Annotated in this window: 19 protein-coding genes; 12 read left to right on the top strand and 7 right to left on the bottom strand. The window is 65.8% G+C overall.

The window, feature by feature from the left end; genetic code table 11:
* Nucleotides 1–242: 242 nt before the first annotated feature.
* Nucleotides 243–4,451 carry a translocation/assembly module TamB domain-containing protein gene (locus tag IM784_RS06685; RefSeq protein WP_199554508.1) on the bottom strand — a complete coding sequence of 1,403 codons (4,209 nt, stop codon included), beginning with the start codon at nt 4,449–4,451 and terminating at the stop codon, nt 243–245.
* The gene (locus IM784_RS17595; protein WP_199554507.1) at nt 4,451–6,502 is read right to left on the bottom strand and encodes a BamA/TamA family outer membrane protein; all 2,052 of its coding nucleotides are present in this window, start codon (nt 6,500–6,502) and stop codon (nt 4,451–4,453) included. Before IM784_RS17595 ends, IM784_RS06685 begins: the two co-directional genes overlap by 1 nt.
* Before the next feature lie 168 nt (nt 6,503–6,670).
* Between IM784_RS17595 and IM784_RS06675 the strand changes: the two genes are divergently transcribed.
* Complete coding sequence (locus IM784_RS06675; RefSeq protein ID WP_199554506.1) at nt 6,671–7,117, top strand: peptidylprolyl isomerase; 447 nt, start codon at nt 6,671–6,673, stop codon at nt 7,115–7,117.
* A 129-nt stretch (nt 7,118–7,246) separates the two neighbouring features.
* Here IM784_RS06675 and IM784_RS06670 read toward each other — a convergent pair whose 3' ends face one another.
* The 3 genes from IM784_RS06670 to mscL are packed head-to-tail and all read right to left on the bottom strand — an operon-like array spanning nt 7,247 to nt 8,924.
* Entirely contained in the window at nt 7,247–7,684 is a 438-nt protein-coding gene (locus IM784_RS06670; RefSeq protein WP_199554505.1) for an META domain-containing protein, read from the bottom strand.
* Between the two features lie 13 nt (nt 7,685–7,697).
* Nucleotides 7,698–8,468, bottom strand: a complete 771-nt coding sequence (locus IM784_RS06665) for a bestrophin-like domain (protein WP_199554504.1) — start codon at nt 8,466–8,468, stop codon at nt 7,698–7,700.
* A gap of 33 nt (nt 8,469–8,501) precedes the next feature.
* Entirely contained in the window at nt 8,502–8,924 is a 423-nt protein-coding gene (gene mscL / locus IM784_RS06660; RefSeq protein ID WP_199554503.1) for a large conductance mechanosensitive channel protein MscL, read from the bottom strand.
* Nucleotides 8,925–9,072: 148 nt separating this feature from the next.
* On the opposite strand from mscL, the gene IM784_RS06655 reads away from it, so the two are divergent.
* From IM784_RS06655 to IM784_RS06635, 5 genes are all read left to right on the top strand, one after another.
* Nucleotides 9,073–9,657 (top strand): LemA family protein, encoded by a 585-nt coding sequence (locus tag IM784_RS06655; RefSeq protein WP_199554502.1) that lies wholly within the window; start codon nt 9,073–9,075, stop codon nt 9,655–9,657.
* An 18-nt stretch (nt 9,658–9,675) separates the two neighbouring features.
* Nucleotides 9,676–10,458 carry a TPM domain-containing protein gene (locus IM784_RS06650; RefSeq protein ID WP_199554501.1) on the top strand — a complete coding sequence of 261 codons (783 nt, stop codon included), beginning with the start codon at nt 9,676–9,678 and terminating at the stop codon, nt 10,456–10,458.
* Nucleotides 10,452–11,129, top strand: a complete 678-nt coding sequence (locus IM784_RS06645) for a TPM domain-containing protein (protein ID WP_199554500.1) — start codon at nt 10,452–10,454, stop codon at nt 11,127–11,129. The genes IM784_RS06650 and IM784_RS06645 overlap by 7 nt, the downstream gene beginning before the upstream one ends.
* A 30-nt stretch (nt 11,130–11,159) precedes the next feature.
* On the top strand, nt 11,160–12,038 hold the full coding sequence (locus IM784_RS06640) for an HlyD family type I secretion periplasmic adaptor subunit (protein ID WP_199554651.1): 879 nt from the start codon (nt 11,160–11,162) through the stop codon (nt 12,036–12,038).
* A 139-nt stretch (nt 12,039–12,177) separates the two neighbouring features.
* Nucleotides 12,178–12,801, top strand: coding sequence for an imm11 family protein (locus IM784_RS06635; RefSeq protein WP_199554499.1), 624 nt, complete (start codon nt 12,178–12,180; stop codon nt 12,799–12,801).
* A 79-nt stretch (nt 12,802–12,880) separates the two neighbouring features.
* Here IM784_RS06635 and IM784_RS17130 read toward each other — a convergent pair whose 3' ends face one another.
* On the bottom strand, nt 12,881–13,102 hold the full coding sequence (locus IM784_RS17130; RefSeq protein ID WP_235976611.1) for a hypothetical protein: 222 nt from the start codon (nt 13,100–13,102) through the stop codon (nt 12,881–12,883).
* Here IM784_RS17130 and IM784_RS17700 point away from each other — a divergent pair.
* From IM784_RS17700 to IM784_RS06610, 6 genes are all read left to right on the top strand, one after another.
* Nucleotides 12,992–13,240, top strand: a complete 249-nt coding sequence (locus IM784_RS17700; protein WP_408015283.1) for a hypothetical protein — start codon at nt 12,992–12,994, stop codon at nt 13,238–13,240. The two genes, IM784_RS17130 and IM784_RS17700, sit on opposite strands and share 111 nt — an antisense overlap.
* 32 nt (nt 13,241–13,272) lie before the next feature.
* Nucleotides 13,273–13,623: a hypothetical protein gene (locus tag IM784_RS17695; protein ID WP_408015282.1), complete on the top strand. Its 351-nt coding sequence runs from the start codon at nt 13,273–13,275 to the stop codon at nt 13,621–13,623.
* Nucleotides 13,624–13,699: 76 nt separating this feature from the next.
* A complete protein-coding gene (ettA, locus tag IM784_RS06625) occupies nt 13,700–15,379 on the top strand; it encodes an energy-dependent translational throttle protein EttA (RefSeq protein WP_199554649.1) in 1,680 nt (559 codons plus the stop codon).
* Between the two features lie 97 nt (nt 15,380–15,476).
* The gene (locus tag IM784_RS06620; RefSeq protein WP_199554498.1) at nt 15,477–16,172 is read left to right on the top strand and encodes a squalene/phytoene synthase family protein; all 696 of its coding nucleotides are present in this window, start codon (nt 15,477–15,479) and stop codon (nt 16,170–16,172) included.
* A gap of 93 nt (nt 16,173–16,265) precedes the next feature.
* Nucleotides 16,266–16,766 (top strand): EF-hand domain-containing protein, encoded by a 501-nt coding sequence (locus IM784_RS06615; protein WP_199554497.1) that lies wholly within the window; start codon nt 16,266–16,268, stop codon nt 16,764–16,766.
* Between the two features lie 277 nt (nt 16,767–17,043).
* The gene (locus tag IM784_RS06610; protein WP_199554496.1) at nt 17,044–17,679 is read left to right on the top strand and encodes an outer membrane protein; all 636 of its coding nucleotides are present in this window, start codon (nt 17,044–17,046) and stop codon (nt 17,677–17,679) included.
* 194 nt (nt 17,680–17,873) lie between these two features.
* On the opposite strand, the gene IM784_RS06605 is transcribed toward IM784_RS06610, so the two are convergent.
* Nucleotides 17,874–20,636: a [protein-PII] uridylyltransferase gene (locus tag IM784_RS06605; RefSeq protein ID WP_199554648.1), complete on the bottom strand. Its 2,763-nt coding sequence runs from the start codon at nt 20,634–20,636 to the stop codon at nt 17,874–17,876.
* Between the last annotated feature and the right edge of the window lie 10 nt (nt 20,637–20,646).

Raw genomic sequence — 20,646 nt, 5'->3', positions numbered from 1 at the left:
AGGCGGCTGAAATTAGCGCGCAGCGCTAACTTTCAGACTCGCCGAAGTCACGGCCCCCTGCCTTCGCAGGGGCAGGCGGCAGGGCTGGGGCCAACAGGCCCCAGAACCTGTCCGACGAGCGGGCTTTGCCCGCAACTTTCCCTCTCTTTCCTGAAATCTGCCGGACTCGGCGGCTTTGCCGCCGGCCGGCCGTATTTGCGGCGAGTCCGCGAGTTAGCGCTTCGCGCTAATCGCGGCCGCCTTCAATATTCCCTCTGATACCTCAAGTTCACACTTGAATCCCCAACCGAACTCACCTCGATCAGCACGCTCCAGATCCGGCTCAGCGTCAGCTGCATCGTCGTCAGTGTGTTGCCCTGGCTGTCGGTCAGCACCTCCACATAGACATTGCGCGTCAGCCGCTTGCCGATGGCGATGCCGGTGCCCATGCCGGTTTGGGCATTGTCGCCCTCCAGCCGCAGCCGGTCGACGCCGACCGAGCGCCTGACCTTGCCCATCGTGTCGACGCCGGATTGCAGGCCGGCAATCGCCGTCGCCAGCTGCACGGCTTCCGTTACCGACAGGTCGGCGACCGACGATCCGAACAGCAGCCGCGCCAGAATTTCGTCCTGCGGCAGGGTGGGGCTGGAGCTGAACTGGATGTCGGGTTTCGCTGCCGTGCCGCTGATGGTGACGAACGCCGTCACATCCTGTGCCTGGGTCTGCGCGACGATGTTGATCGAGCTGTCGAGCGGGCTGCCGTTGAAGCCTACCCGCCCGGAGGTCAGCGTGAAGTCGCTGCCGGCGAAGCTGAAGTCGCCACGCGCCATGGTGGCGGTGCCCAGGAAGACCGGAGCGCCGGCTGTGCCACGGATGCGGATGTCGCCGCGCCAGATGCTGTCCAGGCCCATGCCCTCGATCCGCACCCGATCGTCTGCGCGCACCCGCACGTCGAGCTTGACGTTGGAGGCAGACAGGCTTGGCTCGGCATCGGGCAGCCGCACTTCGCCGACGCGGCGCACCTGCAGCTGCGGCACTTCGCTGGTTTCCATCTGCACCAGCTGGACGCGGGCGGAATCGACCCGGAGGTCGCCGGTGAGCGCGGCCTCGGCGCCCGAGCCCTGCAGCCGGAGCGGACCGGACAGCGTGAATTCCATGGTGTCGCTGTTGGCGAGCCGGGCGTTGCTGAGCTCCAGCGACATGTCGAACGACTGCTCCAGCCCCAGCCTGACGACGCCGCTGCCCTTCAGCGTGCCGGCATGTGCACGCCCGGTGAGGCTGTTCACGCGCAGCTCGCCGCCGGAGAATTGGCCGTCGAAGGCGAGATCGGTGAGCTGGGTGCCGAAGGTGGCGTTCTGGTAGATCAGTCCCTTGCCGCGGGCGATCCCGTTCAGGTCCGGATTGGCGGGCGTGCCCAGGAAGTCGGCGCCGATCACCACCGCGCCCTTCAGTTCCTGCCCTTCGAGCCCGGCAAGTGCCCATAGCGGTTCGACCGGGCCGTTATAGCGGATGCCGCCGGACAGCTGCCCGTTCTGGAAGCGCTCGTAGGGCGTTTCGCCGGCGCCCGGTTCTACCCGCACAACCAGTCGGCCGAGCTGGTTCTTCCGCCAGCTCAGCTGCGCGCCCAGCAGCAGCCCGGCGCCGTCGGATCGGCCCGACACGCGCACATCGACCGGGATGGAAATGCCGGTCACGCCGGCGCGCTGCAACCCGACGATGGTGAGGTTGGCCTCGCCCGTGGGCAGCGGGGTTCCATGCGCCTGCTTGAACAGGATCTGGCCATTGGCCTTGCCGCCAAGTCCCCATTTGCTGGAAACCAGATCGAGCATGGAAAGATCGACGTCGGTCAGTTGCAGCTGAAGCTCGCGCGCATCGCCCAGCTTGCCGGCCATCACGACTTGCCCGCGCGGCAGGATCAGCCTTGCCGGGACCAGCTCCCAGCCGGATGCGGTACGGATGATCCGCGCCGGCCGCTCCAGCTTCAGCGGGAAATTGCCTACCTGCCCGTCGAGCCCGACTGCATACCCGTCGGCCACCGATTGCACGGTTGCCGTGCCGTTGAAGGCCTGCCCGTCTCCGGCGCGGCCGTTGGCGGTGACCTTGGCGATGCCGCTGGTGCCGGCGAGGTTGGCGCTGCCGGAGATGTCGGAGAGCAGGATCGTGCCGCGCCGCACGCCCGAGAAGCGGAAGCTGCCGTTCACATGCGGCTTGCCGGGCACCATCAGCACCATGAAGCGGGCATTGCCCTTGGCGATGCCGATCGGCGTCTCCAGCGGCAGCCGGGCGTTGAGTGCCCGGGCATTGACATCGACACGCTGCAGTTCGCCTTGCGAGGTGAAGGCGAGGTTCGCATCGAGCCCGCGGCCGTCGACCACCAGTGCGCCGACGAACGGGCCGGACGGCGCCTGCACCAGCCGGCCGGTGGCGCTGACGCCGGCCAGCGATGCCTCGTGGATATCGAGCGTGAGCGGCCGGTTGTCGCCAAAGCCGACGCCGATGCGGCCGGTGAGCGGACCTTGCGGGCTGTCGCCGCTGGCGACCAGCAGGATGCCGCCCGCTTGCGGGGTTATGTCGGCGACAAGGTTGGTGACGCCGAAGCCGAAGCCGGGCGACGGCATGCGGATGGTGGCGCGCGGCGCGGTGGAGGTGCCGCTGGCAACGACGGTGAACGGGCCGTAGGCGCGGCTGCGGCCGGCGGCATCCAGCGTGAAACGGCCGCTGGCGGGATCGTAGCTGGCCCTGGCGCCGGCAACGTTCAGGTTGGGGCTTTTCAGAGCGGCGTTGCTGACGGCGATGCTGCCGTTAGGCGCCAGCACGAAATTGGCGTTGAAAGTGGGAAGGCCGCCCAGGAAATCGCGCACGCCGCTGTTGGTGAGGCCCAGCGCACGCCCCTCGATCCGGCCGTTGACCGCGGGCGAACGGCCGGGGCGGCTGTCCATGTTGGCGACCGCGCGCACGGAAACGGGGCCAAGCCCGTTCACATCGAAGCGCGCCACCCGCGCATCCAGCTGCGCCGTCGCCCGGCCATCGGGGAACAGCATGGCGTTGCCGCTGGCGTTGAGGCGGGTGGTGGTGAGGGTGAGCCCGTTGCCGCGCAGGGTGCCATTGGCGAAGCTGAGCGTGCCCCCCAGCCGGGGCCGATCGAGCAGCGCTGCGGTTTCCGGCGGCAGACCCACCGTGCGGACGGCGGTGGCGGTGAACGGAACTGTCAGTGGCCGGGCGCCCTGCGCCAGTTTCACCTCGCCCGACGCTACCAGCCCGTCGGCGCCCATTGGGCCGCTGTCGCCCTTGAAGCGGACGGTCTGGGCATTGGCGGTCCAGCGGATGGTGGGGTCGGCAACCGGGCCGTCGGCGCCGACGGTGGCGCGGATGCCGCTGCCCGAAAGCGCCGGGTTCACCAGCTGCGGCTGCTTCAGCTCCAGCTCAGCGCGCACCGCCTCCAGCAGATTGTCGGTCGTGTCGATGCGGCCGGCGCCCGTCACCGAGATGGCAGGGGAGCTGGCCGACAGGTTGAGATCGAACCAGTCGCCGTCCCGGCTGACCGTTGCCTCTACGGCCAGTTCCGGCGACACCAGATTTGCCGCGGTTCCCTGCAGCAGCCCGGCGTGGCGCAGCACGCCGGAGATGCGGAAACGCCCGTCGTCGGCCTGGATGCGGAGGTCTGCGGCGCGATCCGCCGCTTCTCCCTCGCCCAGATCGGCGGTCAGCGCGCCGCGCCAGCGGCTCCAGCTGCCGGCGCCGTTTGCCGTCACCGTCAGGGCCCGGTCGATCTTGGCAGCGGTCGCCACCATCCCGCCCTTCGGCCCGCGGAAATCCGCATCCAGCTTGAAGCGGTCGCGATCCGGTTCGGCATCCAGCAACAGCAGCAGCCGATCGCCCGCCGTCGCGGAGGCCCGGGCATCCAACAGCACCCGCCCCGACCGGATATCGGCACGACCTACGGCGGCCAGCACTTCCTCCCGCCCCAGCAGCGGCTTTTCCAGCACCACGCGCGGAAACTCGAAACGGCCGATGCGGATGTCGATGTCGGGAAGCAGCGGCTCGTCCGGGTCCGACGGATTGATGTGCCACATGCGCAGCATCCGCACTTCGGGCACATCGAGCCGGTTGATGCTCACCAGCCGACCGAACAGCGTGATCGGTTCCCAGTCGACATGGGCGACGGGGATCACGGCCAACGTGCCGTCGAGATCCTTCACCACCACGTCGACCATATCGAACCGCGACAGCAGCGAGCCGTCGATGCGGCCCACCTGGAAGCGGACGCCCGATTTTGGCTGCAGACCAGAGATCTGCTCTGCCACGAAGGCCCGTCCGCGCGGCGTTTCCGCCAGCCACCACAGCCCCAGCGGAACCGCGGCGGCTGCCAGCACCGCCAGCGTCAGCAGGATGCCGATCAGCCAGCGCCACCAGCTGCGGCGCGAAGGCGGCGATGCCTCGGCTTCGTCCAGCTGGCCGGTTTCGTCGGCCATCAGAAGGACTGCCCGATGGAGATGTAGAGCGCCACCTTGGGGTCGCGCGAGGTGCGGTTGATCGCCCGCGCCACGTCAATCCGGATCGGACCGAACGAGGTGAAGTAGCGCCCGCCCACGCCCACGCCGAAGCGGGTGCCGTCGAGGCTGGGCATGGGGCCGGGGTTGACCGAGCCGGCATCGACAAAGCCGACGACGCCGAAGTCGCCAAAGCGATAGCGGCCCTCGATGCTGGATTCGAACAGGCTGAGGCCTCCGATCGGCCGGCCGTTGGCGCCGAGGTCGCCGACGCTTTGATATTCATAGCCGCGTACCGAGCCGCCGCCGCCGGCATAGAGCCTGCGCGTGGGGGCGATGTTCAGCAGGTCGGCGCCGACAATGGTGCCCAGCCGCAGCCGCCCGGCCAGCACGAAGCTGTCGCCGATGCCCTGATAGGCCGTGCCCTCGGCGAACATCCGGGCATAGGTCTCGATACTGCTGCCTTCGCGGGAGACTTCGGGGTTCAGGTCCACCCGCAGCCGATAGCCCCTGGTTGGATTCAGCAGGTCGTTCGAACGGTCGTAGCCCACCCAGAAGGGCGCCGACACGAACAGGAAGTTGCGGGTGTAGCGCGGCAGCAGATCGTTTTCATCGTCCTCCGGCAGGATCGACGCCCGCGACCTTTCGCGCGAGGCACCGACGCCGATGCCGCCCATCCAGGTCCAGCGCTTCTGCCAGATCGGCGTTGAGGCGACCCCCAGGGTAGTCGCGAATACCAGCGTCTGGGCGATGTAGGCAGGCGGCGTCAGGTTCGAAAGCTCGGCACCGAAGTCCAGCGTGCGGTCCCGCTGGCGCCAGTTGCTCATCGTCAGCTGAGTCGACAGCCGCTGCTCCTCGGTGCCGAGCACGGCCTTGGTGGTCAACATTCCCTCCGGCTGAACGAAGCTCCGGTGCCGCCAGGAACCCTCGGCGCGGAAGCCGTCCTGGCTGGAATAGCCGAGCTGCCCGGTGAGCAGCCGCTGCGGCCCGCGGTTGCCCTGCACCCGCATTTCCGTGACCGCGCGGCCATCCGGCTCGCGCATGCCGGTATCCACCGGGGTCACGGTGACGCCGCCGAAACTCTGGGTGGCGATCAGCGCACGGCGGAAATCGTCGACCAGCCGGGCGTCATAGGGCTGGCCCGGCTCGAAGCGGGCGATAACCTGCGCATGCCCCTCGTTGAAGGGCTGGAAGCCGGCCATGCGGATCGGGCCGAACACGCTGAGCGGGCCGGTGTCGCCCGTCAGCAGGTAGGTGCCGGTGGGGGCATCGTTATCCAGCACCACGTCGCGGGCGCCGATCTCGGCAAAGGCATAGCCCGATTCCATCAGCTTGCGCAGCAGGGCGCCCTCGGCCTCCTCCACCTTCAGCGCGATGATCGGGTCGCCGAGCTTCAGGCCGAAATCCGCACCCAGCCCGGCCTTGTCCTGGGGGATGAGATCCAGCGTGATCTGCCGCCAGCGATACTGATCGCCGGGGGTTGCGATCAGCCGGACTTCGGCGCGACTGTCGTCGACGACCTTGATGTCCGTATCGACGAGGCCGGAATACCAGCCCTCCGAGAACATCAGCCGCTGCATCAGCGTTTCGTCGGAGTTGGCACGCGAGGCGATCTGCGCCGGTGTGGCCGGGCGTTTTTCGCCGCGCTTCAGCGCGGAAAGCCGGCGGAAGCTGGACCCCAGCCCGGTCGGCTCCAGCCCTTCCACGGTGACGCTGTAGCGTATGCCTTCCTGCGCCACGTCGGCGAACTTGAAATCGGCGCTGGGGGTCGGGTCGAAGCCGGCAAGTGGCGGGAGTGGGGCAAGCAGGTCGGCGTCGGGCGGCTCCACCGGCGGCATGGCGATCGGATCGCCGAAGTCGACCGGCGGCAGCTCGGTCAGCTCGGGAATTGCAGGCAAAGGGGCGAAAAGATCGTCATCGGGCGCGATCACAGGCGGCGCTACCGCGGCTTCCTGGGCAAGGGCCGGCGCCGCGACGCACGCCGCGCAGGACAGGAACAGGGGCAACCAGGCTGTCTTGCGGGCGATCGGCACGGCAGAACAAAGCCCTGCCCTGCGCGCAAAGGCAAGGCCGAGGAACTTGAAATACGGGGGAAATGCGCCATTTCGCGCCATGACCTGCGATGTGCCGGGCGATTCTGCTGTTTTCACGACACACGAACTTGCTCTAGGCGCCCATGGTTCCAACGAAAGGAAGCCTGCATGCCCGATACCCTGAAGCTCACCCTCGAATCCGGTGATGTCACCATCAAGCTGCGCCCTGATCTGGCGCCGGGCCATGTGGCGCGCATCGTCGAGCTGGCCGACAGCGGCTTTTATGACGGCGTCGTCTTCCACCGCGTGATCCCCGGCTTCATGGCGCAGGGCGGCTGCCCCAACGGCACCGGCACCGGCGGCTCCAAGCTGCCCGACCTGAAGCAGGAATTTTCGGCCGAGCCGCATGTGCGCGGCGTCTGCTCGATGGCGCGCACCTCCAACCCGGACAGCGCCAACAGCCAGTTCTTCATCTGCTTCGACGACGCCCGTTTTCTGGACAAGCAATATACGGTGTGGGGCGAAGTGATCGAAGGCATGGACCTGATCGACGCGCTGCCCAAGGGCGAGCCGCCGCGGGCTCCGGGCAAGATTGTCAAAGCGCACAGCGCCTGAAACTCGGCAGACCAGCAGGAAAGTGGCGCAGGCAAAGCCCGCGCTGACGTCGGCGGGGCGGCGGGCTGATGCCCGCCGCCCCGCCGGCCGCGAGTCCGCGAGTTAGCGCTTCGCGCTGATCGCGGCCGCCTACCGCCTGGCTTTGACGGTCTGCCCGCCAGCCGTGGTCAAGGTCAGCACATTGCCCGCCACCGAATATCCGGTGACGTCGCCCAGCGTCTTCAGGAACGCGCCCTCCTGCTGCATCAGCGGGTCTGGGCAGGCCATCATCGTCGAGGCCATTTGCGACATCTGCAGCTTCACGCCATCGGGGGAAACCGTATAGCCGCCCATGAAGCGGTTGCAGCTGCCGGCGCCGAAGACCCGGCCATCCTTGAACTCGATGGTCGGCTTGGAATCGGCGACGATCGGCGCGCCGTTGATTTCGAACACCGCCCATTCACCACCGGCGAGTGCGGCGCCCGTCGGCGCCGGTTTGGTAGCCGGCGCTGCGGTATCGGAGGAACCGGCGCAGCCGCTCAAGGCTGCGAGTGCCACAGCCGAGGCGGCGATTGCAAATATGCGCATGAAACTCTCCTGGTCATGATTGAGGAATGGAACGCGCCTTCACTTGTGCCTGTACATCCAGCAGCGCGGCCTGCGGCGTGATGATAGAGCCGGATCTGGGCCGGTTGAGGTCTGCGATGAGCAGGAGCACCAGAGTCAGCAGCAGCACCAGCTCGGTGGAGGCGACCAGATGCATGCCAAGCGAATCGCCTCCGGCGTAGCCAATGAGAATCAGGCTGGCGATGGGGAAGAAGATCAGCAGCAGCACCAGCGTGGGCGGCAGTCGGTTTGCCAGCGCCGCATCGCGCACGGTGGCCATGTCGAACATGCCGTTCGCCGATTCCACCAGCAGGATCTTCACCGATTCCTCCGGCACATGCTGGCGCACCTGCATCACCTCGCGCCACATTTCCGCCTGCGCCTGCGTGGTGATCCTGCCGGCGTCGCGGACCTCGGAAATGCCCTCGCCCATCCGCCCGACCTTCACCCGCGCCGCCACATAGCGATCGAGCGCCGCCAGCGTCGGCGCCCGGACCGCCTCCGGCATCAGGTCTGTGCGCAGCATGAAGGTGCCGATGGCGTTCGCTTCCTGCACCACGGCGGCGCGGCGATTGTCATAGCGGCTGACCGCCATCGAAACGGTGAAGCCCAGAAGCAGCGCCAGAAGGCCCAGCGACGCCGAGACGATGAGCCCCGGCTCCTTGTCCTTGTCGGTCCGGTCCACCCGCTTGCCCAGCCAGCGCCCCAGATAGGCAGCGCCATAGAAGATGAGGAAGAAGAGCGGCCCCAGGACCAGCAAAGGCATGCTGTCGACCCATTGCGCGAGCGTCTCCACGGGCTATTTTTTCAGATTGTCGCGGATTTCCCGCAGCAGCAGCACTTCCTCTGTCGGCGGCGGAGGCGGCGGCGCCAGGGTTGCGAAGAAGCGGTTGGCGTATTTGACGATCAGGAAGACCGCGAAGGCAAGGATCAGGAAGTTCAGCAGCGCAGTCGCGAAGGCGCCATATCCCAGCATGGCGACGCCGGCCTCCTTCAGGGCGGCATAGTTTGTGGGATCGACGCCGGCGGGAACCGGCCCCAGCCGGATGAAGTTGGAGGTGAAATCCGGAGAGCCCGTCACTGCCGAAACGAGCGGCATGATGAGGTCTTCGGTGAGAGATTTCACGATGGTTCCGAACGCGCCGCCGATGATCACACCGACCGCCAGATCCAGCACATTCCCGCGTGAGATGAAGGCCTTGAATTCCTGCAACATCGACATGTACGATCCCCGATTGCCTGTCCATCGACCTTTCCCGCTCAGGTTGGATTTGGCAAGCCGAAATACGAACGCGCCCGCTTGTCCTCTTGACGCGAAGACAAATCGGAGGCTTCTTCCCGCTCGCACTCATTTCCCGGGGGTTCCAAGAATGCGCGCACTCCGTATCGTCCTTCCGCTGGCCGTCGCCCTTTCGTTGAGCGCCTGCGGCGTCAATTCCATCCCGACCAAGGAGGAGGGCGTGAATGCCGCCTGGGGCGAGGTGGAAAACCAGTACCAGCGCCGGGCGGACCTGATCCCCAACCTTGTCGCCACCGTGCAGGGCTATGCCGCACAGGAAAAGGACGTGCTGGTGGGCGTGACCGAGGCCCGCGCCAAGGCGACGCAGACGACGCTGAACCCCGGCGATCTTTCCGACCCGGCCAAGGTCGCCGCCTTTCAGCAGGCGCAGGATGGGCTTTCCTCTGCGCTGTCGCGGCTGATGGTGGTGGTGGAAAAATACCCGGACCTGAAGTCGAACCAGAATTTCCTGGCGCTGCAAACGCAGCTGGAGGGCACGGAAAACCGCATCTCCATCGCCCGGCGCGACTATAACAGCAGCGTTCAGGCCTATAATACCGAGATCCGCACCTTCCCGTCGATCATTGCCGCCAAGACCATTTATGGCGCCAAGCCGAAGGAGCCGTTCAAAGCGACGACGGCGAACGCCGAAGTTGCGCCGACGGTGAAATTCTAACCGGGAAGGGGCCTGCCGATGCGCCTGCTGGCGCTGCTGCTCCTGCTGCTTGCGTCGCCGCTGGCGGCGCAACAGTTTCCCGCCCTGACGGGCCGGGTGGTGGATGCCGCCAACATCCTGCCGCCCGACGTCGTGGCGCAGATCACCGCGCGTTCGGAAGCGATCGAGAAGCAGACCACGGCGCAGGTGGTCGTCGCCACCGTGCCCGATCTGCAGGGCTATGAAATCGAGGAATATGGCTATCGGCTGGGCCGGGCGTGGGGCATCGGCCAGAAACGCGAGGCCGGCGGCAAGGGCGACAATGGGGTGATCCTGCTGGTCGCGCCGAACGAAAGGCGCGTCCGAATCGAAGTTGGCTATGGGCTGGAACCGGTGCTGACCGACGCGCTTTCCTCTGTCATCATCAGCCAGGCGATCCTGCCCAAGTTCCGCGCCGGCGACATGGCGGGCGGGGTGCTGGACGGCTTTGACCAGATCGCGAAACAGGTGGAGCTGCCGCCGGAACAGGCAGCCGCCAATGTGAAGGCAGCCGAGGCCCGCGCGGCGCAGCAGGGTCCGCCGGGCGGCGGCATCAGCCTGGGAACGATCCTCTTCTTCCTGTTCCTGGCCTTCTGGATCTTCAGCGTGATCCGCCGTGCGAAAGGCGGGAAACGCGCCAGCCGGGGTGGCCCGATCGTGATCTGGGGCCCGGGCATGGGCGGCGGCTGGGGTGGCGGCGGAGGCGGCGGCTGGGGCGGCGGCGGCGGCTTCGGAGGAGGCGGCGGCGGTTTCGGCGGCGGAGGGGCGAGCGGCGGATGGTGATGCAGCTTCCTCCCGAAGACCTGGGCCGCGTGGAGACCGCCATCGTCGAGGCAGAGGCGATGACCTCCGGCGAAATCGTCTGCACGATGGCGACCGAAAAGCATCGCTATGTCGAATGGGTGCTGGCTCTGGCTGCCGCTGCCGCCTTCCTCATTCCGGTGTTGCTGACCGCCATTGGCTTTGGCCCCAGCTTCTGGGCGGCGGCCTTTGGCATGTGGCAGGAAGATCCGCTTTCGGACTGGCAGACGGTAGAGATTTTCGTGCTGATGCAGGTTGTCGTGCTGCTGCTGGCCACACTTGCGCTCTGGTGGTCGCCGCTGGCGCAGCGCTTTGCGCCGCTGTCGCTCAGGCAGGAACGGGTGCACGAAATTGCGCTGAAGCAGTTCCTGATTCGCGGCATCCACCTGACGGAGGCGCGGACCGGCGTCCTCATCCATGTTTCTGTCGAGGATCATGTGGTGGAGATCATCGCCGACGAAGGCATTTACCGGCAGGTACCGCCCGATCACTGGGCGGAAACTGCCGCCGCCCTGCTGAGCGGCGTGAAAGGCGGAGACATCGCCCAGGGCTTTGTGAACGCCATCGCGCTGGCGGGCGGCGTGCTGGCCACGCATTTCCCGCCCACTGCGGAAAACCCCGACGAGCTGCCGAACCGGCTGCTGATCGTGTGATCCGTCCCCGCTGGCACGCCGGAGCAGCTCATCGCCACGCAGAAACTGCTGATCCAGACCCGGCTGGCCGAGCTGGGGGCGAAGACTGCGACGCTCAGGGAGCAGGCCTCCGAGGCGAAGGTCGTTGAAGGTGGCGCCCAAGCAGAAGTGTCGCGGCTGTCGGATACCCTGCCATATCTCACCGAACGGGTGGAGAAGCGCCGTCAGCTGGCGGAGAAGGGGTTCTCGTCGAAGCTTGGTCAGCTGGAGCTGGAACAGCAGAAGATCGACCATGAGCGGCAGATCGCGATCCAGCAGCAGAACATGGCCCGCGCCCGCGCCAACATGGCCGGCGTGAACCAGCAGATCGCCATGGCGCGCGCGGAAGCAGTGCGCGAAGTGCTGGCGGATCTGGCGAAGGCGGAGGCGGACGCGCGGCTCGCGCGCGAAGAACTGACCAAGGCGACGCAGCGTCAGAGCCAGCAGGTTGTGCGCAGTCCAATCGACGGCGTGGTGCAGCAGCTGGCAATCTACAGCGAAGGCGCTGTGCTGAAGGCAGCAGACCCGATCCTTGTGGTGGTGCCTGACAGCGGTGAGCTGATTGTAGAAGCGCAGGTTCTGAACCGGGACGCCGGGTTCGTGGACGTTGGCCAGCCAGTGACGGTGAAGCTCGAGGCGTTCCCGTTCACGCGCTACGGCACGCTGGAGGGGAAGCTGGCGTGGATCAGCCGGGATGCGATCCAGGACGAGAAGCTGGGGCCGGTGTACGCCGCGCGGGTGACGGTGCAACCGCCGCCGAGAGGCAGCGCGATCGAGGTGACGCCGGGGCTGGCCGCCAGCGCGGAGATCCGGACAGATACACGGCGAGTTATCGATTATCTGCTTAGTCCGCTTGAGCGGGCGGTTACGGAAGCGGGGAGAGAACGGTGAGCCTTGTCGCGCAGAGAACGCGGCAGGCCGACGGCTGCGGTGGCTGGAATTCGGCTTCTGTCCAGCGTTCAGATTACGTCAAATCGACTGCCAGTGCGGGCATGAACAGCATAACAAGATGCGTACAAAGGAGTTTAGCGTGAGCAGCGATCATGTCTGGATGACGAATTTTCTGAGCGATGGTCGAACGACTGTCGGCTTCCAAGATGATCTCCGAGAGCGGGATATGACCCGCGGGATCGAGTTTGGAACCACAGCAGGGCGTGGACAGGCGTGGCCCGCGGACGATTTTCCAAAGACGATGTGGGCCCGGGTTGACGACGGTTGGAGCGATAAGAGGCTTGCAAAAGAGCGCGATGTTATCACTGGCCCGTCTGTGCCACTGGTGTCTGCGGCAGTTGCGGAGGCGCTGAGCGGGATCGACATCGGTCCATCCAAGTTCGTGCCGACGGACGTCTTCTTTTCGGATCGTAAACGCCGGACGGAGAAGCGTTACTTCCAGTTTCATATCACGCCCCAGCTGAGGACAGTCGCACCTGAAGCTTCTCGGAAGATCGTGCATGACAAGATGCACGATTCCTACCGCGTGAGTGATCAAAAAGCGGACGATCTCGCTGTCTCACGCGCTGCCGCAGGTGGCCTTAAAATGTGGACAGCCGGGGATATGGTGATGAATCATTTCTTCTGCGACGAGGTGGTTCGGGCGTTGAAGAAGGCGAAGCTGGATCGCCCATTTCAGCTCACCCGCTGTCGGCTGGTCTAACAAAATTTTTTGAGAGAAGGGGCGAACACATGGCCAACGGCAACATGTTCGGGTTTGAATTCCGGGGACAGTATACTAATTAGACAAAGCATCTCCCCTGCACCATACACGCCATATTGCCATACTCGCCCGTGTCGTCCTCCCCGGCGTTCCGCATCATATCACCCAGCGCGGCAACCGTCGGCTCCCCGTGTTCTTCTCGGATGCGGATCGCGCCCTCTACCTTGAACTGCTCACGCAATCCTGTGCAGAGGCTGAGGTTGCCTGCCTCGCCTGGTGCCTGATGGACAATCATGTCCATCTGATCCTGCTGCCCGAAACGCGCATGGGCTGCGCGCCGCACTTGCGGAACCGCACAGGCGCTACACGCGCCACATCAACTTCCCCGAAGGGTGGCGCGGGCACCTGTTCCAATCCCGCTTTGCCAGCTATCCGATAAGCGGCGCCTACCTGCAGGCCGCCATCCGCTATGTGGAGAATAATCCCGTCGCGGCCGGCATGGTGGAGCGCGCCGAGGACTGGCGCTGGTCCAGCGCCAGAAGCCATGTGCAAGGCGCGCGTGTGAAGGATGATCCGCTCACCGACATCGACGTCCTGCCTCTCCTGCTGCGCAACTGGCGTTCGATGCTGAAGCATGGCTGGGAGGCCACCGACCTGAAGGAGAGCGGCGAAGCGGTTGCAGATGCCATCGAATCCCGCCTCCGCACCGGCCGTCCGCTGGGCCCGGAACACTGGATATCCGAAATGGAGCAGCAGGCAGGCCGCCCGCTGGCTGCGCAGCGGCGCGGGCCAAAGCCCAGGGTTGCCATCCAGCCCGTTTGAACCCCGCCCACCGATGCGCTAAGGGCCTCGGCGACTTCCCCTGTCCAGCCCTTCCAACCCAATCTTGAGGACCACCGTGGCCCAGCAATTTTCCTATGTGATGAAGGGTCTCACCAAGACCTTCCCCGGCGCGTCGAAGCCGATCCTGAACAACATCAACCTGCAGTTCTACCCGGATGCCAAGATCGCCATCATCGGCATCAACGGCTCGGGCAAGTCCACGCTGATGAAGATCATGGGCGGCATGGACAAGGACTATGTCGGCGAGGCCTGGGCCGGCGAGGGCGTTTCCGTCGGCTATCTGCCGCAGGAGCCGCAGCTGGATCCCACCAAGACGGTGCTGGAGAATGTGAAGGACGGGGTGCGCCCCATCGCCGACATGATCGACCGCTTCAACGCCATCGCGGCGGAAATGGGCGACCCCAAGGACGACACCGATTTCGATGCGCTGATGGCGGAAATGGGCACGCTTCAGGAGAAGATCGACGCCGTCGACGGCTGGACGCTGGACAACCAGCTGGAAATCGCCATGGACGCGCTGCGCTGCCCGCCCGGCGACTGGTCGGTGGAAAATCTCTCGGGCGGGGAAAAGCGCCGCATCGCGCTGTGCCGGCTGCTGCTGGAAAAGCCCGGCATCCTGCTGTTGGATGAACCGACCAACCACCTGGATGCCGAGTCCGTCAGCTGGCTGGAAAACCATCTGAAGGAATATCAGGGCAATGTGATCCTCGTCACCCACGACCGTTACTTCCTGGACAATGTCGTCGGCTGGGTGCTGGAGCTCTACTACGGGCAAGGCATTCCGTTCGAAGGCAATTACTCCGCCTGGCTGGAACAGAAGGCCAAGCGGATGGAGCAGGAAAAGCGTGAGGACGAAGGCCGCTCCAAGGCGATATCGCAGGAGCTGGACTGGATCCGATCCAGCCCGAAGGCGCGGCAGACCAAATCCAAGGCGCGGATCAAGGCCTTCGACGAGCTGGTGGCGAAGCAGGATTCGCGCCGCAGCTCCGACCGGGAAATCCTGATCCGCAACCCGGAACGTCTGGGCAGCACGGTGATCGAGGCGACCGGGCTGACCAAGGCCTATGGCGACAAGCTGCTGTTCGAGGACCTGAGCTTCATCCTGCCGCCGGGCGGCATCGTCGGCGTGATCGGGCCGAACGGCGCCGGCAAGACCACGCTGTTCCGCATGATCACCGGGCAGGAACAGCCGGATTCGGGCAGCATCAAGATCGGTGAAACCGTGCATCTGGGCTATGTCGACCAGTCGCGCGATGCGCTCGATCCCAACAAGAATGTCTGGCAGGAAGTCTCCGGCGGCAACGAGCGCTTCCAGTTCGGCAAGCAGGAGGTTTCATCGCGCGCCTATGTGGGCGCCTTTGGCTTCAAGGGCACCGACCAGCAGAAGAAGGTGGGCCAGCTTTCGGGCGGTGAGCGCAACCGCGTGCACATGGCGAAGATGCTGAAGGAGGGCGGCAATGTGCTGCTGCTCGACGAACCGACCAACGATCTGGATGTCGAGACGCTGCGCGCGCTGGAAGAAGCGCTGGAGAATTTCGCCGGCTGCGCCGTGGTCATCAGCCACGACCGCTTCTTCCTGGATCGCCTTGCCACCCATATCCTGGCCTTTGAAGGCGACAGCCATGTGGAGTGGTTCGAAGGTAATTTCGAGATGTATGAGGAAGACAAGCGGCGGCGCCTGGGGGATGCGGCGGATAGGCCGCACCGGTTGAGCTACAAGCGGCTGACGCGGTAGCGTCGAGCCGGCGAGCGGCGTCCAGATCCGTAGCGACGCCCCCCACCCAACCGTCAGTCGTTGAATTCGGCTGTCAGGCGGGCCATGCCGCTTGCCGATGCTTGACGATTCCCTCCTTGCCGATTTGAAATCCCGCGATCGCGAGCGGTGGCTCGCCACGCTGTGGGCGCCGGCCGATGCCCGCCCTGCCCTGCTCGCGCTCCACGCCTATGATCTGGAGCAACAGAAGATTGTCGCCGAGGCGCGCGAGCCGATGCTGGCGGAAATCCGCCTTGCCTGGTGGCGGGAGCAGCTGGAGCTTCTGGGGGCCGGCAAGCTTGCGCCGCCGCAGCCGTTGCTGCGGGCGCTGCGCCACGATGCGCGTGCCCGGGCGGTCGATCTGGTGGCGCTGAGCGCGATCGAGGAAGGCTTCTTGCCGCTTCTTACCGAAGGCCGGCTGGATGCGCTTTCGATGGCCGCGGCGCGGGGCGCGCCCTTGTTTCGGGCGATGTTCACCGCGATCCTCGGCCGCCCGATCACCAATGCGGAGGCGGCGGCTGCCAATGCCGCCGGCACGCGCTGGGCGCTGGTGAAGCTGCGGCGCGGCGGCTGGGGCAGTGCGGAGGTGCGGTTGCAGCCGCTCAATCCGCCGCCATTTCCTTCGGCGCCGCAGGGTTCGCTTCCGCCCGCGCTGCGCGCGCTGGACCGCGTGGCGGCCGACGATTGGGCGCGGCTGGAGCAGGGCGAGCCGCTGGCAGCACCCGCCTCGCCCGGCCGGCAGTGGAAAATGGCGCTCGCTGCGCTGAAAGGCTGATTGCCTGCCGAGCAGGCTGCATGTTAGGCCTGAAACCAGGGTCGCAACACGGGCGCAACAGGGTGCGCGCCCCGGCGGTATGGGTTGCGCTGAATGGACCGGAAACTGTTTGGCCGCCTGGCTGCCCTTTCCAGCGCAGGACTGCTTGCCGCCGGCGGTGTCGCGCTCTGGTTCAGCGCCGATGTGCAGCGGGCAGAGGCTGGCCGCATCCCGGTCGCAGAAGCGGCCGCGCCGGCGGAGGAGAGCGAGCCTGAGCTGGTGGCGCCCGAGCCGACCCGCCCCAAAACCCGTGAGGAACAGCGCTTCGCCCGTGCGGACCGCGACGACGACGGCCGCATCACCCAGGCGGAATATCTCACCCAGCGGCGGCGCAACTTCGACAAGCTGGACCTGAACGGCGACGGCAAGCTGAGCTTTGAGGAATATGCTGCCAGTGGAATCGAGAAGTTCCGGAAGGCAGATGCGAACGGCGATGGTCTCCTGCTGGCGGCCGAATTTGCCACCACGGCACCAAAAGTGAAAAAGATTCAGACGGCATCCGCGGAAAAATGCGCCTGCAGCCCAACGCAGACGGCGGCGGCATCGGACGACTAGATTTGGCCAAAGTCGCCGCAAACCGGGAATAGCTTCCAATTCGGTTAGATTGTGTGGCCGGAGAGCCACAGACAATCGCCAAAATCGGCGCCGTGCAAACGGCAGCACATGGCAGCCATGCCTTTGAATCAGCGCAACTCTTCCTACATTAACGTCAGGCAACAGGAAGTTCAGCCAGCCTTAAATGCGCTGGGTCTCTTTAGCCGCTGTTCCGGCATCCCTCTCGGCCGGACTATGAAAAGAAGACAAACAGGAAAGGTTTCTCATGGCGTTCAACATGAATATTGCCCGCGCGGCGTTCGCCGCTGCGGCACTGGCCGCTGGCTCGCAAGCCTTCGCCGCCGAGCCGTTCAGTGGCCCCTATGTGGGCGTGCAGGGCGGCTGGCAGCAGGACAAGGTGCGCGCCACTGTTCGCGATTCCGAAAGCACGACCACTGGCCGCGAAACCTCTTCGGGCTTCGCCTATGGCGCGCAGCTCGGATATGACTTCAAGGTCGGCGAAAGTTTCGTCGTGGGTGCCGAAGCGTTCCTGACGGGCGACACCGACAAGCTGCGCTGGGCCGTCGGCCCGGGTCAATCGGTTTCGTTCGATGGCGGCCGTTCGTTCGGCCTGCTGGCCCGCGCCGGCGTTCTCGCCACCCCGAAGACGTTGATCTACGCCAAGGGCGGCTGGGAAAACGGCCGCTTCACGCTGGCCTCGACCGATGCCGGCGTCACCGAGCGCGCCAGCACCAACCGGGACGGCTGGTCGCTGGGAGCCGGTGTCGAGCAGATGCTGACCGACAATGTGTCGGCCCGCGTCGAGTATCGCTACACCAAGTTCAACAGCTTCGGTAACGACGACCTCAGCGATGGCGCCTCGGCCCGCGTGAACCGCAACCGCATCATGGCGGGCGTGAACTACCGGTTCTGAGGTGGCTGTGAGTTTGCGCGAAGCGCAAACTCACAGACTCGCCGTGAACCACGGCCGGCTGAGCCGGGGATATCTATCCCCGGCCAGTCCGACGGAGGGCGGGCTTTGCCCGCCCTTTTTCGTTCCGCCTTCCTGAAAACCGTTCGGAGAGGGCGGGTTCATCCCGCCCCCGCACCAATTCGCAAATCCGCCCCCTACTCCGCCGCAGCCACGTCAGGCACCCGCTGTCCCGGCGCGGACGCCACCTCCAGCAGCCGCTTTTCCAGCGCCTTCAGCCGCGAGGGGCTGTCGATCTTCTCGCCTGTCAGATCGGTAAGATAGAAAGTATCCACCGCCCGCTCGCCATAGGTCGCGACATGGGCGGAATGGATCGTCACCTTGGCGCCATAGAGCGCATAGGTGAGCGCATAGAGCAGCGCCGGACGATCCAGCGCGTTCACCTCGACGACGGTGAAGCGGTTTGACGCCGCATTGTCGATGAACACCTGCGGCACAACCTTGAAATGCTCCTGTCGGCGGCGCGGTAACGGCTTTGCCACCAACCGGTCGGCCAGCTTGACGCGGCCCGCCAGCGCATCCTCGATCGAGCGCTCCATCCGTTCCAGCCGGCTCGTCTCGTCGAACGGCCCGCCCAGTGGATCCTGGATGGTGAGATTGTCGAGCGCCATGCCGTCCCTGGTAGTGTGGATGCGGGCGTCGACGATGGTGGCACCGCCCAGCGCGATGCCCCCGGCGATGCGGTAGAACAGCCCCGGATGGTCTGCCGCATAGACAGAAACCAGCGTGGCCCCCGCCGCATCCGGATGCGAGCGCACGGTGAATTGCCGACCGGCGAGATCGGCGTCGACCACCAGCGCCATGTTGGAGGCGAGCACATCGGCAGGTTCGGCCAGCCAGTAGCTGTCGGCAAAGCGGCTGGCATAGGCTTCGAAGCCCGGCGCGCTCCAGCCCATCACCTCTTTCAGGCGCTGCTGCCGCGTCTCGATACGTTCCTGCCGCCCGCTCTGCTTGTGGCCCAGCCGAAGCACTTCCTCGGCATTGTCGTACAGAGTGGTCAGCAGCTGCGCTTTCCAGCCGTTCCAGATGCCCGGCCCAACGGCTCGGATGTCCACCACCGTCAGCACCAGCAGCAGCCGCAGCCGTTCTACCGAGGCGACAACTTCCACGAAGTCGAGGATGGTCTTGAAGTCGGACAGGTCGCGCTTGAAGGCGGTGGCCGACATCAGCAGGTGCTGACGTACCAGCCAGGCGACCGTATCGGTTTCTGCCGGGGAAAGGCCGAAGCGCGGGCAGAGCTTCTGCGCCACCTCGGCGCCCAGGATGCTGTGGTCGCCGCCGCGACCCTTGGCGATATCGTGCAGCAGCACCGCGACATAGAGCACCCGGCGCGAGACGATCTGCCGGATCACCGCGGTGGAAAGCGGGTGATCCTCCTTAAGCTCGCCCTTTTCGATCCGCGACAGCAGGCCGATGGCGCGAATGCTGTGCTCGTCCACCGTATAATGGTGATACATGTCGAACTGCATCTTTGCCACGACGCGGCCGAAGTCCGGCACGAAACGGCCGAACACGCCGGCCTCGTTCATCCAGCGCAACACCGTTTCCGGATCGCGGCGGCTGGTGAGGACATCCAGGAACAGCGCGTTGGCGCGCGGATCCTGCCGCACCTTCTCGGTTATCAGCGCCTCGTCGCGCGAGGCCTGCCGCATGGTCATCGGGTGGATTTCCAGGCCCTGCGTATCGGCGATCTGGAACAGCTCGATCAGCCGCACCGGATCCTCGGCAAAGAAGGTGTCACTTGGCGCCTCGATCTTGCCGCGCACCAGCCGGAAGCCGTTCAGCCGCTGCGGCCGGCGGGTGATGCGCGGCACCCAGGCGCTGCGGGAGTGTTTCTCCTCCAGATGCGCCAGGAACAGCGCCGTCAGGCTGCCAACCGTGCGGGCCGTCAGGAAATAGTGGCGCATGAAGCGCTCCACCGCCGACATGCCGGGGCGATCAGCATAGTTCATCCGGGCGGCAAGGTCGCGCTGCATGTCGAAGGTCAGCCGCTCCTCGGCGCGGCCGGCGAGGTCGTGCAAATTGATGCGGACGGCCCAGAGATGGTTCTGCGCGCGCTGGAACTGGCGATATTCCTCCGCGGAGAACAGCCCCTTGTCGACCAGCTCGGCCGCCGTCTGCACCTGCATGCTGAACTTGCCGATCCAGAACAGCGTCTGCAGATCGCGCAGGCCCCCCTTGCCGTCCTTGATGTTGGGCTCGACCATATAGCGGCTGTCGCCCATGCGGCGGTGGCGGTCGTCGCGCTCGGCCAGCTTGGCGATCACATATTCGCGCGCCTGCCCGGCCACGATCTCGCGCTGGAAGCGGCGCGACGCCTCGTCGTACAGTTCCTGATCGCCCCACAGGTAGCGCGCTTCCAGCAGCGCCGTCTTCACGCTGAGGTCGCTTTTCGCCATGCGGATCATGTCGTCGATGGTGCGGGTGCTGTGCCCCACCTTCAGCCCCAGATCCCACAGGATATAGAGGATCGCTTCCACCACCTGCTCCACCCAGGCCGTGTTGCGGAGCGGCGAGAGGAACATCAGGTCGACGTCGGAATAGGGCGCCATTTCCGCCCGCCCATAGCCGCCGACCGCCACCATGCAGATGCGCTGGGCCGTGGAGGGGTTCACCATGCCATAGAGGTGCGTCGTGGTCGCATCATAGGCGAGGCGCAGGATCTGGTCGGTCAGGAAGCTTTGCGCGCTTGCCAGCTCCAGTCCGCGCCCGGGGGTGACAAGGATGCGCCGGTGGATTTCGGCGCGGCCTGCGTCCAGCGCTTCCTTCAGCACCGAAGCGACCACCTGCCGGCGCCCCTCGGCGGGTGCAGCCGTCACGGCCTTGTCCAGCACGTCGGCCAGCTGCCTGCGGTCAATGATTGCCCGCCGGTTGGGCACATGGTCGTAAAGCGCGGTCATGCAGCCGACA

Origin of the sequence: Sandaracinobacteroides hominis, from assembly GCF_016464365.1 — a bacterium.
In the GTDB taxonomy this organism is placed as follows: Bacteria; Pseudomonadota; Alphaproteobacteria; order Sphingomonadales; family Sphingomonadaceae; genus Sandaracinobacteroides; species Sandaracinobacteroides hominis.
The sequence above is the reverse complement of the archived record's forward strand: the minus strand, read 5'-3'. Positions and strand labels throughout refer to the sequence as shown.

What these genes read in the sequence shown, in the direction of transcription:
- IM784_RS06605 (WP_199554648.1), bottom strand. Translation starts at nt 20,636, where the DNA reads ATGACCGCGCTTTACGACCATGTGCCCAACCGGCGGGCAATCATTGAC.
- IM784_RS06615 (WP_199554497.1), top strand. Translation starts at nt 16,266, where the DNA reads ATGGACCGGAAACTGTTTGGCCGCCTGGCTGCCCTTTCCAGCGCAGGA.
- IM784_RS06610 (WP_199554496.1), top strand. Translation starts at nt 17,044, where the DNA reads ATGAATATTGCCCGCGCGGCGTTCGCCGCTGCGGCACTGGCCGCTGGC.
- IM784_RS06655 (WP_199554502.1), top strand. Translation starts at nt 9,073, where the DNA reads ATGCGCGCACTCCGTATCGTCCTTCCGCTGGCCGTCGCCCTTTCGTTG.
- IM784_RS06665 (WP_199554504.1), bottom strand. Translation starts at nt 8,468, where the DNA reads ATGCCTTTGCTGGTCCTGGGGCCGCTCTTCTTCCTCATCTTCTATGGC.
- IM784_RS06670 (WP_199554505.1), bottom strand. Translation starts at nt 7,684, where the DNA reads ATGCGCATATTTGCAATCGCCGCCTCGGCTGTGGCACTCGCAGCCTTG.
- IM784_RS06650 (WP_199554501.1), top strand. Translation starts at nt 9,676, where the DNA reads ATGCGCCTGCTGGCGCTGCTGCTCCTGCTGCTTGCGTCGCCGCTGGCG.
- IM784_RS06620 (WP_199554498.1), top strand. Translation starts at nt 15,477, where the DNA reads ATGCTTGACGATTCCCTCCTTGCCGATTTGAAATCCCGCGATCGCGAG.
- IM784_RS17130 (WP_235976611.1), bottom strand. Translation starts at nt 13,102, where the DNA reads ATGGACATGATTGTCCATCAGGCACCAGGCGAGGCAGGCAACCTCAGC.
- IM784_RS06645 (WP_199554500.1), top strand. Translation starts at nt 10,452, where the DNA reads ATGGTGATGCAGCTTCCTCCCGAAGACCTGGGCCGCGTGGAGACCGCC.
- IM784_RS06685 (WP_199554508.1), bottom strand. Translation starts at nt 4,451, where the DNA reads ATGGCCGACGAAACCGGCCAGCTGGACGAAGCCGAGGCATCGCCGCCT.
- mscL (WP_199554503.1), bottom strand. Translation starts at nt 8,924, where the DNA reads ATGTCGATGTTGCAGGAATTCAAGGCCTTCATCTCACGCGGGAATGTG.
- IM784_RS06675 (WP_199554506.1), top strand. Translation starts at nt 6,671, where the DNA reads ATGCCCGATACCCTGAAGCTCACCCTCGAATCCGGTGATGTCACCATC.